Annotated in this window: 9 protein-coding genes and 1 tRNA gene; 6 read left to right on the forward strand and 4 right to left on the reverse strand. The window is 48.2% G+C overall.

Annotated features, from left to right (window positions below; translation table 11 throughout):
- Positions 1 to 40: 40 nt before the first annotated feature.
- Positions 41 to 2,032 (reverse strand): RecB family exonuclease, encoded by a 1,992-nt coding sequence (locus P2W70_RS02320; RefSeq protein WP_276479810.1) that lies wholly within the window; start codon positions 2,030 to 2,032, stop codon positions 41 to 43.
- A gap of 330 nt (positions 2,033 to 2,362) precedes the next feature.
- On the opposite strand from P2W70_RS02320, the gene P2W70_RS02325 reads away from it, so the two are divergent.
- The 3 genes from P2W70_RS02325 (at position 2,363) to P2W70_RS02335 (ending at position 5,056) form a co-directional block, all read left to right on the forward strand.
- Positions 2,363 to 3,724: a sigma-54-dependent transcriptional regulator gene (locus P2W70_RS02325; protein WP_276479811.1), complete on the forward strand. Its 1,362-nt coding sequence runs from the start codon at positions 2,363 to 2,365 to the stop codon at positions 3,722 to 3,724.
- Between the two features lie 7 nt (positions 3,725 to 3,731).
- Positions 3,732 to 4,547 carry a response regulator gene (locus P2W70_RS02330; protein WP_276479812.1) on the forward strand — a complete coding sequence of 272 codons (816 nt, stop codon included), beginning with the start codon at positions 3,732 to 3,734 and terminating at the stop codon, positions 4,545 to 4,547.
- A 146-nt stretch (positions 4,548 to 4,693) separates the two neighbouring features.
- Positions 4,694 to 5,056 carry an SRPBCC family protein gene (locus tag P2W70_RS02335; RefSeq protein WP_276479813.1) on the forward strand — a complete coding sequence of 121 codons (363 nt, stop codon included), beginning with the start codon at positions 4,694 to 4,696 and terminating at the stop codon, positions 5,054 to 5,056.
- Positions 5,057 to 5,225: 169 nt separating this feature from the next.
- Here P2W70_RS02335 and P2W70_RS02340 read toward each other — a convergent pair whose 3' ends face one another.
- Positions 5,226 to 5,876, reverse strand: a complete 651-nt coding sequence (locus tag P2W70_RS02340) for a tetratricopeptide repeat protein (RefSeq protein WP_276479814.1) — start codon at positions 5,874 to 5,876, stop codon at positions 5,226 to 5,228.
- Between the two features lie 325 nt (positions 5,877 to 6,201).
- Here P2W70_RS02340 and P2W70_RS02345 point away from each other — a divergent pair.
- A tRNA-Arg gene (locus P2W70_RS02345) sits at positions 6,202 to 6,273 on the forward strand.
- 151 nt (positions 6,274 to 6,424) lie between these two features.
- Complete coding sequence (locus P2W70_RS02350) at positions 6,425 to 11,299, forward strand: WD40/YVTN/BNR-like repeat-containing protein (protein WP_276479815.1); 4,875 nt, start codon at positions 6,425 to 6,427, stop codon at positions 11,297 to 11,299.
- Positions 11,300 to 11,535: 236 nt separating this feature from the next.
- On the opposite strand, the gene P2W70_RS02355 is transcribed toward P2W70_RS02350, so the two are convergent.
- Complete coding sequence (locus P2W70_RS02355; protein WP_276479816.1) at positions 11,536 to 12,252, reverse strand: DUF7003 family protein; 717 nt, start codon at positions 12,250 to 12,252, stop codon at positions 11,536 to 11,538.
- Between the two features lie 244 nt (positions 12,253 to 12,496).
- On the opposite strand from P2W70_RS02355, the gene P2W70_RS02360 reads away from it, so the two are divergent.
- Positions 12,497 to 13,096, forward strand: a complete 600-nt coding sequence (locus P2W70_RS02360; protein WP_276479817.1) for an OmpW family outer membrane protein — start codon at positions 12,497 to 12,499, stop codon at positions 13,094 to 13,096.
- Between the two features lie 88 nt (positions 13,097 to 13,184).
- On the opposite strand, the gene P2W70_RS02365 is transcribed toward P2W70_RS02360, so the two are convergent.
- A complete protein-coding gene (locus P2W70_RS02365) occupies positions 13,185 to 15,635 on the reverse strand; it encodes a glycoside hydrolase family 9 protein (RefSeq protein ID WP_276479818.1) in 2,451 nt (816 codons plus the stop codon).
- Positions 15,636 to 15,879 lie beyond the last annotated feature (244 nt).

Genomic DNA, 15,879 nt, shown 5'->3' on the forward strand with positions numbered 1-15,879 from the left:
ACAACTTCAATAAGCTGCAAACATAACTTGTTTGGCCGATTTATTCATGAGGGGTGGTTGACAGGCCATATGATTTAACAAAATGGCACCAATGGCAATGAGGCCTGCCGCAGCCTGTATAAAAGTTCCTGTCACTGATGCGCTGCCAGGCTGCCCGGAACTGTTGGGTGACCGTTTCCACATCCTGTGGTTCGATGAATAACTTTTCTTTATGGTAGGCTCCCGACTTATCCGGCTCGATGAAGTCAAATTCGGCGCTGTTGACCGTCCAGGTCTTTTGTTGGTAGTTATCGACCAGGATCTTGTAAAAAACGGCCTGTCGCCAGTAATCGCCCCCAAACGGAACGGTTGGCGAAGGAGGTGATAGCCGCTCGATCGACTTTTCCGGATCACCGGTCTTATAATCGACGAGGTTGACGGACCGGCCGTCAAATTCGAGTTTGTCGATCTTTCCTTTCAGCGGTACCCCCTGTACCACCACGTTGCGGAAATTCCTTTCCACCGTGACGATCGTATTCCATCGGCGAACATACTCCTCATAATAGTTACTTAATACCACGCGCCCATATGCCAGCCTGCGGTTGAATTGCTCTGTCGTAAAGCTCGCCCGGTGCCGGTGCAGATAGTCTTCAAAGTCTTTGACCAACGATTCGCCGGGTGGAAAGGCTTCGTGGTTCGATTGCATTTTGCGGAACAACAGCTCGAGTGCCCAATGCACGGCCGATCCAAACTCCGTGGCCTCATTACGTGGGAAGGGCGTGCGCAGCAGTATGTGGAAGTAAAAGTCGAGGGGGCAACGTAAATAACTGTTGAGTGCCGTGGCATGCATCACAAAGCGATGCACCAGCTTGTCTTCGATAGACAACTCCAGTCTGGCGATGCTGGGGCCCTGGTGGGCAGGGATAACTTCGTCGGGAGATCCGTCGAAGGAGTTATAGGCGCGTACAGCAGGGCGGTAGAAAATGGCCAGGGTTTCCAGCACATCGCTGTCTTTGTCGATAGGCGGTAAAGATACCGCCCACCGGGAATAGGGCAGAAGGGCGAGTTGATGTACAAATCGCGACAGGCCGAGCAATGGATTCCGTTGTACCTCTACGGTCAACAGCCAGGTAAAGCTGTTAAGGACAGCGGTCAGGGAGTCTTTGTCTGCACTGCGGTCGATATAATTGGCAATACCCGTTTCCTGTAGCAGCGTCTGCAACAGATCGAATAAAGATACTTGGTCGGCGATGGTAAGCAGTTGCTCGATAGCCTGACAGGCTTGCTGCAAGCCAGGATGCGGACCGGTGGCGAAAAGGTTGCTGGGAGGGGTATGTGATTTTTCGTACAGCAAACGGCGAAGGGAAGTGATGTATTCGGTGTATTGGCGGTCGGCCACTTCCAGTACCAGGTTGTTGATCTCCTGCACAGGAATACCGAACCAGGGGCCGTGTAACAATTCAAATAACAGCGCCTCTCCGCTGGAAGGTATTTCCTTTTCTGCGGCGAGGTAGTTGAGCACTACGACGATCTTTTCGATGAGGGGATGCTCGAGCAGCGTGGCTGGATCCTCTTCGTCGTAGCCTGTTTCCCCCTGGGGGGCTAAGGTGGTTATTGAAAACTCCGATGTCACACCAACCTGCGATGCCAGGGAAGGGATGCCTGCTTCTACTGCTGTAACCGGGCTTGCATCATACCGTTGATACTGCACCAGCAAGGACTGGTAATTGTCGTATTCATGCACGGCGGCCCTGAGCTTATCCGTCCATTCGATCGTATCGGGCAGCACTTCCTGACCTGGTGTTTTGAGATGTTGGTCGATGGCCTGGTTAACCTGTTCTGAGGTCCACCCCTCTTTCATCATCAGTGAAAAAAGGCGCTGAAAGTTCACGATCTCGAAGTATACATCTCCCCGGTAACGTTTGAGGGGGTGCCCTTCCGGGAAGTCATCGATCAGTCGGGTGAACAGGTCGATCTTTTCCAGGGCCGTTATCGGGAGAAACTGGTGGGGCATGCCCAAAGGTACTTGTTCTGCAGCCAGTTTGACAGGCAATCGGGAACGATGTGTGTTTTCCGGTTTTGGGACAAGTCTACCTCAGCCGGAGCCAGACCCTACCTGATTCTACGCTATTCCCAACGTTGGAATATGTCATTCTGCCAGTAATTCAGCGTCCGTAAGTCGACCTGCTACATAATTTTCAAAACTGCGTATGATCAAAGTTGGGCCCGAAAAATGAACCTGAAATGCTGTGAGGGATTGAGTTTCAAGGGAATTTAAATAGTGCAGTTTCCTGGATATTTCTCATTCGCGGAAAAAATATTCATTTTGGGAATACTTTTTTGGCTTCCATACGTTTATATAGTACTATTTAGTCCTTTACACATGAAAAATCAGCATGCCCTTAAAATCTTCGTACTCGAGGATGACGTCTGGTACGGTTCAATGATCGAACACTATCTTTCGTTGAATCCCGACTACGAAGTAAAGCGCTTTGATAGCTCCAGTGCTTTTTTCAGTCAACTGCACGAACGACCTGACGTGGTGACGCTCGACTATTCCATGCCCGACATGGATGGGAGCGCCGTTTTGAAAAAGATCCGCGAGGTCAATCCCGATGTACAGGTCATCATTATTTCCGGACAAGAAGATGTAGGTACGGCCATTAACCTGCTCAAGAACGGGGCATTCGATTATATCGTGAAGGACGACGACGTAAAGGACCGGTTGTGGAACACGTTGTTGCACCTGCGGGAGATCGTGGGGCTGCGGCAGGAAGTGGAGCAGCTGAAAGAGCAGGTGGCCAAAAAATATGATTTCTCCAAATTCCTGATCGGCAAGAGCGAGGTCATGGAAAAGATATACGGCCTGATCGAAAAGGCTGGCAAAACGAATATTACGGTGTCGATCACCGGTGAAACCGGTAGCGGTAAGGAAATGGTGGCCAAGGCCATTCACTACAATTCCGACCGGCAGAAAAAGCCCTTTGTGGCCGTGAACGTGGCAGCTATTCCCAAGGACCTCATCGAAAGTGAATTGTTTGGTCATGAAAAAGGCGCTTTTACAGGAGCGCTTACCCGACGTATCGGTAAGTTTGAAGAAGCCAATGGGGGAACCCTTTTCCTGGATGAGATCGGTGAGATGGACATCAGTCTGCAGGCAAAATTGCTGCGGGTACTGCAGGAGCGGGAATTGACGCGTATTGGTGGCAACGAAGTGGTGCCCCTCAATGCCCGCATCATCGTGGCTACGCATCGCAACCTGTTGGAAGAAGTACAGCGTAAAACATTCCGTGAGGACCTTTATTATCGCCTGATCGGTTTACCCATACACCTGCCAGCGCTTCGGGAGCGGGGTAATGATATCATTATGCTGGCGCGTCACTTCATGGACCTTTTCTGCAAGGACAATAGCATCACCAAGAAAACCCTTACGCAGGAGGCGCAGCAAAAACTGTTGCAGTATTCTTTCCCGGGTAATGTGCGTGAGCTGAAGTCTGTGATGGAGTTGACGGCTGTAATGGCCGATGGAGATGTCGTCAATCCGGAGCATATTACCATCAATACCGTTGCGACGGTGAATGACCTCCTGAGCAAGGAACGTACCCTGAAGGATTTTGAAATACATATTATTCAGCATTACCTGGATAAATACGACAAAGACGTATTGCTGGTAGCCAAAAAACTTGATATCGGCAAGTCGACCATCTACCGAATGATACAGGCCGGCGAATTAACTACTAAATAACCGGCACATGCAAACATCCAAAAAACGGAGCCTGGCGCAGAAAAAGATATTGATCGCAGAAGATGTAGAGCTCAACCAGCAGTTGGCCCGTCATATGATGGAAGCCTGGGGTGTTGTAGTAGACATAGCCTCCAATGGCCGCGAAGCACTTGGCAAGGTGCAGCAGTGGGAGTATGACCTGGTGTTGATGGATATCCACATGCCGGAAATGGACGGGTTGGAAGCGACCCGGCAAATCAGGCAAATCGTAGTACCCGCCAAAGCAGCGGTGCCTATTGTTGCGCTGACTGCCAATGCCCTCAAGGGAGACCGGGAGCGGTTTCTCGAAGCCGGTATGAACGATTACCTCTCCAAACCTTTTAACGAGGCAGATCTGTACGAGATCATTGCCAGGAACCTGACCGATATGTCGCCCATTCAGTTTGATACCCAGGTAGCCATAGAATCACAACATGCCGAGCCGGTAGACGTACCTACAACAGACAAGCTGTACGATCTGGCATTGGTGTATAGCATCGCCGGTGGTGATGAGTCATTCGTATTGCGGATGCTGCAGTTGTTCCTCGACACCATGCCCCTCACCCTGCAGGACATGCATCGGGAAACCGGCGTTGAAAACTGGCAGCAGGTGGGCAAGCTGGCCCATAAACTAAAGTCTACAGTGGATTCCATGGGTATCGTGTCGTTGAAGCAAGTGATCCGGCAAATCGAGCAGAACGGTAAAAAGGAAGAAGAGACGGCTGGGATAGCGGCAGATGTGCAGTTGGTGACAAAGGTGATGCTGGAATGTGCGGAGCAGGTGAAAAAAGATTATCGCTTGTAAAAGGGGGTATCTTTGTGGTTGTTTAAGACTGGAACAATATGGGCGTATACTCCATTAAGGCAATACAGTTACTTCCTGTCCCGATAACGGAAGCGTGGGACTTCTTTTCTACTCCAAACAATTTACAGGCTATTACTCCGGCGGATGTGCATTTCCGGGTAACCTCCACTAACCATGGCGACAGGATCTATCCTGGTCAGATCATCGAATACAAGATCAAGCCACTATGGGGTATTGAATGGTATTGGATGACGGAGATCACGCATGTGGAGCCTGGGAAGTATTTTGCTGATGAGCAGCGATATGGCCCTTACAGTCTCTGGCACCATCAGCATCATTTTAAAGAAGTGACGGGCGGAGTAGAGATGACGGATATCGTGCACTACAAGGTTCCAGGCTGGATTGTCGGCGACCTGATGAACTCGCTGATCGTGGGTAAAAAGCTTAAGAAAATATTCGACTTCAGGCGGGAGAAGGTAGAGGCGCTATTTGGACCCTGGAAAGGGTAATGGGATAGCCGGCAATGCTACCCAGGAAAGCGAATGGTTTTAGTGGCCGGCATGGAGCGATTGAACAGGACTGAATCTTCCGCTACGGGTACCATGTTGAACAGCGACGACCGAAAATAAAAAAGGTTGACAGGGCTCCTGTCAACCTTTTTCCGTTTTGTGCCAGTGATTAGCCGGGTATACGGGAAATATATTTTTCGATCTCTTTGATCTGCTTGACGATCTCGGGCGTGGTGGGCTTGAGGGCCTTCGTTTTGCGGAAGAACTCCTTGGCAGCCTTGAACTGGCTTTTGTTCATCATGATGCTGCACATCTGCAGATAGGCTGCCGCCTCGTTTTCTTTATCGGGCAAGCCTTCGCGGATGGCTCCACGGATATATTGTTCGCCTTGCTTCAGGTCACCTTTCTGCAGGGAGATCATACCCATTTGAAGCAGGTTTGCGCCTTTCACCTCTTTCATGGGGGTACCCAGGGAGAGGCCTTTTTTCATCGCAGATTCAGCGCCGTCGAAATCCTGTTTCATCATAGCCAGCTGACCTTTGATGGTATAGTAGGCAGAACGGATGGGTTTATAGAGCAGGCTGGGGAACTTAACGGAGTTGAGCACTTTTTCTGCACCTTCCATGTCGCCGGCTTCCATATGCTCCTGGATCAGGCGGAGGGGGCCGATGAAAAAGTGACCGAAGATGAGGATGGCGCCGATAAAATACAACGGGAAAGCAGGCCAGAAGCTGCTGTAGATATTCGCCACGATACCCAGTACCACCAGGGCGATGCCCAGGTAAAGGCGGTAACGGATAAGCCAAGTGTAAAACTTCATAAAAACGTACTTTTTTTAGGGGTAGCAAAGATAGGCGGAATTCAGGTGCAGTCCAGTAAAATTGTACAGGATGCGAATGGATGGGGTAGGAGGCTGGATCGGGTACCCGCTTCATTAGATGCCTGCTTTAATCGTGGTATGGCTGGCGACCGCCGATTACCGACCTGTTCGCCTAGGGGGAATGTTTGCTTTTGCCTGCTTTTAGTGATTGATTTAGTGCAATTTGGCCTTTTTTCACCTTCTCCTTGAAAGCAATGCTTTGTTTTCTTATTTTTGGCGCCCGGAAAACGAGTGCAGGTTCTTTCAGGAACCTGATTTGTTTCCTGGTCCGGTAGTTCAATGGATAGAATAGAAGTTTCCTAAACTTTTGATACAGGTTCGATTCCTGTCCGGACTACAAGTATGACAAGCCCGCTGTAATACAGCGGGTTTTTATTTTTTCGATACAAGTCGAGTGCTTCATTGAAGTCTTGCGGAAATTCTGGCAAGGGCATTGGGTTTACGGCCTATTTTTTCCTATTTTAACGATCTACATTACCCGCCCGACCATGAAATTTTTTTACTTACTGCTCCTCGCCACCTTGTTTTTCAGTGTGTCCAACCAACCACAGGCCCAGATGCGCCAACTGTCCATGGACGAAGCAAATCCGGATAATGAGTTGAAGAAGTTTAGCTTTTATACGGCCAAGGAAGGTTATGCAGCCTTTACGAGATGGATTGGCTATACGACTGATAGCGGTCGCAGCTTTATCAGGAAGAACATCACTTTAAGTAATGTGAATTTCAACGGATACCCGGTTAATCTGACTTTTGGATTTGGCATCAACGGTGTCTGTGCTTTCAACAAAGATACTTTGGTTGTCTATGGTGATTATGGTCTCGTGCCATCTATTCTTTATTCTGTCGATCAGGGTAATACATTCAAGCTGATCTATCATGCGCGGTACGATCCAATGACCTTTAAGACCGGGATCACCGATATGGTTTTTCCTGAAAATAGCAACGTAGGTTTTGCGGTTGATGCCGATAGAATATTGCGAACGAGCAATAAGGGCGTGAGCTGGTCGGTGGTGAAATTGGATGTCAGCAGATTCTACGACCACCTGGAAGCTGTCGACAACAACAACGTGTTTGCGTTCAGTAAGCAATACAACACCAGTAAAATGTTTAAAACAGCCGATGGGGGTAACTCCTGGGCCGAGGTGGTGACGCCGGCTGGTCGTATAATTTATTCCAGCTTTTTGACCGCCAATAAGGGCTGGCTCAACCTGAGCAATGACGGGCGGTACGGCGAAGTATATTATACTTCCAATGGTGGCCGATCCTGGACCTTAAAAAACGATGCGTCCATTACGCCATTTGGTGCCATCAAGATGCGCTTTGTAAACGACAGTACCGGGTATGGTATATCCGGCGCATTCGACGTATTCAAAACGAGCGACTCGGGGAAAGTATGGGAGCCATTGCAGCGTGAGCAACGCTATACCTACCTCAACTATTCACACAACGACCTGCAAGTGATCAATGCCGATCAGTTGTGGGCCGGTGGAGGCCATGGACTGGTTGAAATAAGTACCAATGGGGGCGGTGTTGCGTTGCCAAGGTCCTTCTTCCGCACAGATACCACCGGAGTGGGAGCTACCGGGACGGTAAGCCTTCGCAATTATTCAAAACCCAACTATCAATACAAATGGTATCTCAACGATACACTTATCAGTACGGGCTATCACGCCAATTATAAGCACGATAAATTGAGGCATGTCGACACTGTCACCCTGATCGTGTCCAACGGGGTGAACAGCGATACAATGACCAGCGAAATGTACTTCCCCGCAGTTTGGGTCACTTCTTTTACGCCAACGACGGCTGCTCAGCAGGCGACGGTAACGATCAACGGATACAATTTTACCGGGACAACGCAGGTCCGGTTTGGTGGCGTTCCCGCCAGTTCATTCACTGTGGTTTCCAATACCCAGCTAAAAGCGGTAGTGGGTTATGGCGCATCGGGCAATATAGAAGTATTTGCACCGCGTGGCGTAGGTACTTTGGGCGGGTTTACCTACCTCGGCGACCCCCGTACAGATCTGCCAACCTCCATTGCCGATTCTATATTGTGTAAATCGGAACGGATCAAAATCTCCATAGAGCGTACAGAACCTGGGGTCTATTATTATCTAATGGGGCCGAAAATCAATGTAATCGGAGGAACCGTTACCGGCAATGGCGGTACAGTGACGTTGGTGACCGATCCCGTATCGGAAAGCGGTATTTACTCCCTCGTAGCATCCCGCACAGGTACCACCAGTGGCGACATTTTTCAGAAAAGATTCAATATTCTTGTTGAGCATACTACGGCAAGGTTTGTGGCAGATCAACTTAATATTACGCCTGGGGAGGCGGTATCATTTGCCGGCTTACATGGTGACGCACAAAACTATTATTGGACCTTCTACCAGGATGCGAGTACCACAACGGCATCCGGAACAAAGATCGCTGACATCAGATACAGTACCCCGGGACAAAAGACTCTCCGCCTGATCAGTGTAAGTGCCAATGGCTGCGCAGATACTGCCACCAACAGTGCGGTATTTGTATTCCAGGATCCTGGTATGGCAGTCGATTGCTCCATTAATCCCCTGGAAACATACAGTGAAAATGGAATGTCTATGGTCAAGGTCATGGGCAGTCATGATAATGGAACCTATGTAATCGGAGCGACAGAGCAGGCGACCGAACTGAGAAGTAATATCGGGTTGTCGAAAAAGTTTGAACCAGGGAGTCATAGCTTTTTGGCCAGGTATACGGAGCATGGTGTGCTCAAATGGGCCCAATACTTTAAACCCAACGGTGGCGTCATCACGGCGGGGCAAACAGATGCACAGGGAAATATTTACCTCACGGGTTATGCGATTTCCACGCAATGGTTCTATTTCAGAAATGGGGATTCGATGCGTATTTATGTGTCGGCAGCGGATACGACCAATTTGGGAGAACGAACCCATGGATTCGTGATGAAACTTGATCGCAATGGTCAATACTTGTGGCATACGATCCTATTTGATCACACATCCTTGTATCAAGGTTATATAGCAAGCGCCAGTGGGCATCGTATTGCGATCAAGGATGATAATATTGTCGTAATTGGAGCTTTTCTGTCCAAGCTTTCTTACGTACAGAACAAAGTTGCAAAGCAGTTATATGACATGCCGGGTACCTATTACCGCGGATACCAGAACTATGCGGTGTTGAAAATCAAAGACGACGGTACCTTGCTTTGGAATGGATTATTGAGTTTTCAGGCCAACAACTGGCATAGCTTGTCGGATATAGCCATCGATAAAACCGGTAATTGCTACCTCGTGGGTTCTTATGAAGAATACCTGGGTATTTATGATGCTGCGTCGGTAGAGCAGGTAAAGTTAAAAGGGACGGTAGCGAGGCACAAAGCGTTCTTTGTCAGTTTTGGTGCAACAGGATTTGTCAGGTGGTATAATAACTTCCTCTCTTCCTATGAATACGGAGAAACCGGGTTAAAGGCTGTCATCGCCGATGAAGCTGGTAATACTTATCTGGCCGGTAGCATGTTCAATTGGGGGCGGCCCGTAGGAATTGATATCCAACACAGCGATGGCACAGTTGTAAGAGACAGCCTGGCGGCGTTTGCGCTCTATAAATTTGATAATGCCGGAAAACGCCAGTGGGGAGTGGGTAGCCGGTATCCATACTACGGGGAGGCCAGCGCCTTGTGCCTGAATGGCAATGAGATTTTCGTATCGGGTAAAGTATCCAATAATGGTGAATCGTTCGGGTCCTTCGTGTTGACTTCTTCGGACGGTAACCAAAGAAACCTTTCCATTTTTTCAAGCGAGGGCCTGGTAGCCAGGTATGATACGGCAGGTCGCTTCAAGCGGGTTTATACCAGTGGCTATAATTACAATGCTCAGGACTTTTCCATAACCAGTATGTTTATCAATCATAAACAGAAGCTTGTGTTTGGGGGCTATGCGCGGGCCTATCTAAGCGGGATCATCAATCGTTCTTTCGGAGTGATCTGGCCACATGCGGTATTGAATGGCGACGGTTATTTCATGTCTATGAATACAGACTTCTGCAACCAGGCTGTAACCGCCGATGCCGGTCCAGACAAGATTAGCTGTTCGGGCGATACGGTCAGCATCGGATCCATGGCCAGTGGTAATATCTATTCCTGGTCGTCTAATCCGGTGGGCTTTACTTCCACACAGCCTAACCCTACGCCGAGGCCCCGTGTCAATACCCATTACTTTTTAAAGGTAACCAGTGAAAATGGTTCGGTGGCGTACGATACCGTTTATGTTACCGTCAAACAATCGCCTATAGCCGATGCGGGAAGGGATACGACCATTTGTTCAAGAAGCAGTGTACTCATCGGTTCTCCTGCTATAGCAGGCAACAGTTACCAATGGTTCGAAGTTACATTTGGCCCGATCGACAAACGGGTAGCGCAGTTTACGGTGAACCCAACCTGGTCCACTGCCTATGCAGTAAGGGTCCTTGGCCCCAATGGATGCCCGGCCTATGATACCGTCAGGATAGCTACGATACCAGCTGATCAGCCTGTTGTCGCTGTCCAGACTACCAACAATACTATTTGCAAGGGGGCTACGGTGCAGTTCAATGCTCTGTCTTACTTTCTCGGTCAGACGCCCACCTACCAATGGCAACTTAATGGCATAAACGTCGGTTCCAATACCGACACGTATGTCACCGACTCCCTGAAAAATGGCGACGGCGTTTCGCTGTCAGTTGTCAACGACAATGTATGTGCTTCTGTTCCTGTTACCCACAGTAACAAGGTCTACATGACCGTGATGGAAAAAGTCAATGCAACTATTTCAATCGAAGGGGGTACTATAGTAAATGCAGGGGAAAAAGCTACGGTCAACGCGTTGCCAACCAATGCCGGTACCGGGTATCGGGTTACCTGGCAGGATAGTACAGGCGTACCAGGCTGGCAGGATCTGCCCGCATCCGGATCGCCTCTTTCCTATGAATACAGGCCCCAAAAGTCAGGCGATAAAGTCAGGGCTAAGCTTTTCCTTACCCTGGAATGCGCAGCCAATAATCCGGTTTATAGCCAACCAATGCAGTTTGTCGTAAATACCATCACCAGTGTGGGGCCAGTTCCTGCGACTCAATCAGGCATACGCTTTTATCCCAATCCTGCACAGGAATTTCTCGTTGTTGACAGTTTGCGCCTACAGGATCAATGGCAAGAACTAGTTATTACTCAGATAGACGGAAGGCGAACATCCATAAAGATACCAATAAGCAGCCGGACTCAGATAACGGTGCCTCTATCGACATTGGGGCGTGGGATGCATGTGGCCATTTTACGCAATAAGAAGGGGATGGCTATTTATTTTAATTTTATGAAGTTGTAGTATCACGCTGCTTCATAATAATTTGCGGCCCATAAGGCTGGATCTGATAACGTATTGGCCTTTTAGGAAGCACTGGCCGTTGCTGGTATACATAGCCTCGAAAGTTCGGTTGGGTAGAAGATTAACAGTCTGGCAATTCGCTAAAAATTTAATAAATCATTCAGTAATTGGTTAGATAATTGTCCGGGTGAGACTACACCGCCCGTAAAAACGAAAGTTTTTGCGGGCGTTTCATTTTACAGTGTTCCTCCTAACGGCCAGTTCTTCCAATGGTTATTAGGTTGCTCTGTTGGTTGGTATAGTCTTGGGTTGCCAGTTTCCAATACTTGCGCTATCATCTGAAAGGTTCTGTGATTACCGGGCTTTTCTTCGCTTGCGAGATCAGGATGAAACCACTCGTCCAATAACAACACCCGAGGCAAATCAGCAGGAATTCTTTGTCTTATTTCCTTTTCAGTCGCCAGGAATTGTTCTTTATACCCAAGGTTAATCCCACGTAAAAATTCCCAGATATTGACTTTTGGAGGGTTTTCCAAATCCACTCCGGCCGACTTGTAATAATCGATATCGTGGGGTATAGTTATTTTTTGTTCTCTTAATTGCATTGAATTCGTTGTAGGATTCAGTGCTTGCTCATATTCTTCGTCGAAGGTTTCCCCTTCCTCGCTATCCGCAGTTAAGTAAAGAAAATTTTCATTCCTGGTTCCTGGACCAAACGGTAGGCAATTGCCGTACACATGCAGACAATTAGTGATGCCGTCGTGGCCGCCACCGCGGTAGCTATAGCCCACCACTTCGATCAATAAGGCCCACTCTTTTTCATTTCTGTAGGCAGATAATCTCGAATCCACTAAATATACATATCCGTTATCAAACATTGGAAATTGGAATTCGTCTGCGCACATGTCCAGTTGTTGCAGTATGTCGGCTGCGGTATAATTGGTGGCTCTCACAGTTATTGTTTATCTGATAAAAATACCCCTAAACCTGATACCGGAATTTTATTTTTATACCTAACAATGACCTGAATGTATAAGTGCTTTTTGGCGGGAATGATGCAAGTAATGGCTTGGCTTGGTAGTAAAAACCACATTTTGAGCTTGTGTATTTACTCGAATTCAAAAATTAATGCGGACTTCGCTTGCATGTACAGGTGATCCCGTCTATTTTGTCCAATAACCCCTAAATCCATTATTAATGAAAAAGGTTGCTCTCAGTATTCTTTTTTTAGCCATTGTTGTTGTGTCTAACGCGCAATCGGAATCAGCTTTCAAGCCTTTTAAAGTAGATCTTAGTTTGGGCTACGCCATGCCTGGTGGAACAGGTGCTAAAGGCGGTGTTCTATTTGCCCTGGAGCCTAAGTATGAGGTAATCCCCAATCTTTCAGTGGGTCTTCGCATCGAAGCGGCTGTCATGGCCCGTGGTACCGTTGACGCACAAGGGTATGCCTCAGAGGTTGATGTAAAAGCTGCCGGTTCTTATTTATTAACCGGTGATTATTATTTCACAGAAACCACGGTTCGCCCATTCGTAGGTATCGGTCTGGGTATTTACTCCCTGGCGTCTGCTTCCGCCGACGAAAACACGACCGCTGTCAGCGCAGGTTCGAAGTTTGGTCAATTGATCAGAGGTGGTGTAGAGATCAGCCACTTCCGTTTAGGAGTGGAGTATAACATTGTGCCTGCTACTACGACAGAGTACATTGATTACAACACAGAAGCAAAAACTACGCTTAAGACCAAGAACGGCTACCTGGGTATCAAAGTGGGCGTTTGTATAGGTGGTGGAAGAAGATAAAATACACTGTAAATATTAAATAAGCCTGAAATGCTACGATCTTGTAGCATTTCAGGCTTTATCATTTTCACCGGAAAGTAGTGTTTCACTAGAACTCCGCAATCAGCGAAAACCACCGTGCTGCCGGCCCAATCCATAATTCTTTGTATGTGGCCGTATTGAATTGCGGCCAATAGGGCTTATCGTCATTAAACCGCGATTGCATGCCTACCGGTATGCCGCCTACGGTTTCTCCGGGTAGTGCGGTATACAACTGAGGATAATTACTTCCTTCTCCCCATATAATGGACTGACCAAATGGATTTTTGCCGACGATCCAAAACAGCTGTTGTTCTGCAATGTTCAGCAGCTGTTTGTCTCGCAAAAATTTGCCCGCCAAAGCTGCTGCCTTACCGGTGGACAGCTGTACCGCAGCATTTCCCCTAAAAGAAAACCACACAGGGAAAACGCGCAGGGAATGCTCCTCATCCAACTTGATACCATTCTCCAGCTGCTCTTTGTAGTCATTGGCAGCCCCCTTGTAAATGCCCACCTGTACTTTGTAAAAGTTTACCGAGTCTTTCACCTCATCAACGTGATAAACGCCACTAGGGACCAGTCCATAGGGCTGCACATACTGCATGATGTTTTTAAGGTAATCACCGTACAGCCTGATAGATGCCTCCCACTTTTTGTAATCAGGATGATTGGGTTGTGTTGAGCACAGTGCTGTCAACGCCTGCATATAGGCCTGGTCGCGGGACTGGTGCGTATAATGCACGATTGATTGCTTGTTCAGATCCCGGTAGAAGAAGCCGCGTGTTTTGTTTTTATCATTCAGCGGCTCCGTACGTTGACACTGTAGTGAATACTCAATGGCTTTGGCAGCTTCAGTGGCGTAGATCTTAGCTCCGGTTAGTTTGTACAGTTGAGTGGCTGCAAAGGATATATTGGCCGCGTACTGGCTATTGGAAGCCATCGCTGCATGATCACCACCGCCACCAATACTGCTTAGGTCGGCAAAGCCGAGGCTGTCGAATCGTTGCCTGGCATAGTTGAAATCTTCCACCGCTACTTTTCCCAGGAACTCTTTCAGCATCGGATCGTTATCCATGTTCATCGATGCGAATGCCTCGATACCCGCAAACAGGAAATTCTCAAACGCCCGGTTGTGTACACGTACCTGCCTGCGTTTCGACGAATCATCTTTGGTTCCGATAATGCCGTCTGTCCATAAATTGGTGCCCCAGGTCTGCGCACGGTAGCCATTGCCCAGCCTTGCTTTCAATATGCAATCAATGCCCCATCCCGCTTCTTCCTGTAACCGCAGGAACAGCTGTTGGTTACCCTTTTCTTTCGCACGTTTCGCCATTTCCAATAGGCCAAATATGATTTCTCCCGACTGTAATACCTGTTGCGACATATCTGCCGCATCGTGCCAACCGCCATTGAAGGGAAATAGTTTACCTTGAAAGGTTACATTGAGGTCACTGTGACACGCGCCATGTTTACCGGGAATGGGATAACCACAACGTTCGCAGAAAATATAATTGAGCATGCGCCAGGCCGAGTTGTCCCAGATGTCTTTACTGATGTAAAATGGCTTGGTGGTAACATTGCCAACACGAATGGTATATTGGCCCTCTTTCTTGAAGTCACTGAAATTGACCGTTTCAAAACTCCCGATGGCCGTTTTGGCCGCATTGACCTTTCCCTCGTACACTACTGCTTTCCGGGTATTGTCGATGAGTTGAAAACTGCCGTTGTGGTTCTTAACATGAATAATAGCTGTCTTTTCACTTTCTGTGCCGTAGCCAGTCGTCGAATGGATAATACGGTTTGGCGCCGGCACCCATCCACTGGCTATTTCCGGATTTTCTATCGTTTGCAGGGATACCGCGTCGATGTCAAATTTGAGAGAGTCGCCCATGGTGCGCTCTTTGCCGAAGATCTCCATGGCAAAGGATAGTTTGGTGACCTTGTCGCGCGGCAGATCAGGCATTTCTACAAAACACTCGTTCCATTGCCCGTTGATCAGGTTGATCTCATGAATGCCCTCACGCTCGTATTTGTCGGGCACTTTGATCGCGCCGTCATTTTCAATATACAGGTTGAGGTAGATGCTGCGGGCGCCTTCGCAATGGGGATAGATAAAGAAATGTATCCGGTTGTATTTTTCCCAATTGGCACCACCCACCTCATAGCTGGCCATGGATGTTCCCAATCCGATACCCCAGTCGAGGAAGGTTGGGTTGGTGGTTTGACCCACAAGGCGCAAACTGTTTTTGCCAGATTTACTTCTTTCGTTGGTCAGGCGCATGCCACCGAACCCTTTATGTGTCCATTTATCCAGAGTCTCCATGTCACACAACATCGCCGAGGACAATACCTTTTTGGTGACGCCATAGGTTTCAAATGATTTACTGTAATCCAGTGGCAAAGGACTGTGTACATACCCGGTGTTGATAATATCCCGTTTTAGTTGCTCGTCGATCTGGGCAGACAGCAATACGGGAAAGGCAGTGCAGCATAGCAAAGCGAGCATTTTCTGTAGGTTCATATAGCGTTAATGGTTTTCCGGCTTTTCGGGGGGTACGGTGGAAGAGTGCTGGTTGATTTGGCTTACGGATGGAGAATTGCCTATGCAGATAAATATAGCCAAAAATCAGGAGATGAGCGGGGCAAATTTAGATATCTTCAACCTGTTTACTACGTACAAAACCTATAGCACAAATGAGAATTCGTACCTACTTAGCAATGTTGCTGGGGTATCTCCCGCTTTAATGGATACGAGAAGGATATGG

The sequence above is a fragment of the Paraflavitalea pollutisoli genome, assembly GCF_029360705.1.
In the GTDB taxonomy this organism is placed as follows: domain Bacteria; phylum Bacteroidota; class Bacteroidia; order Chitinophagales; family Chitinophagaceae; genus Paraflavitalea; species Paraflavitalea pollutisoli.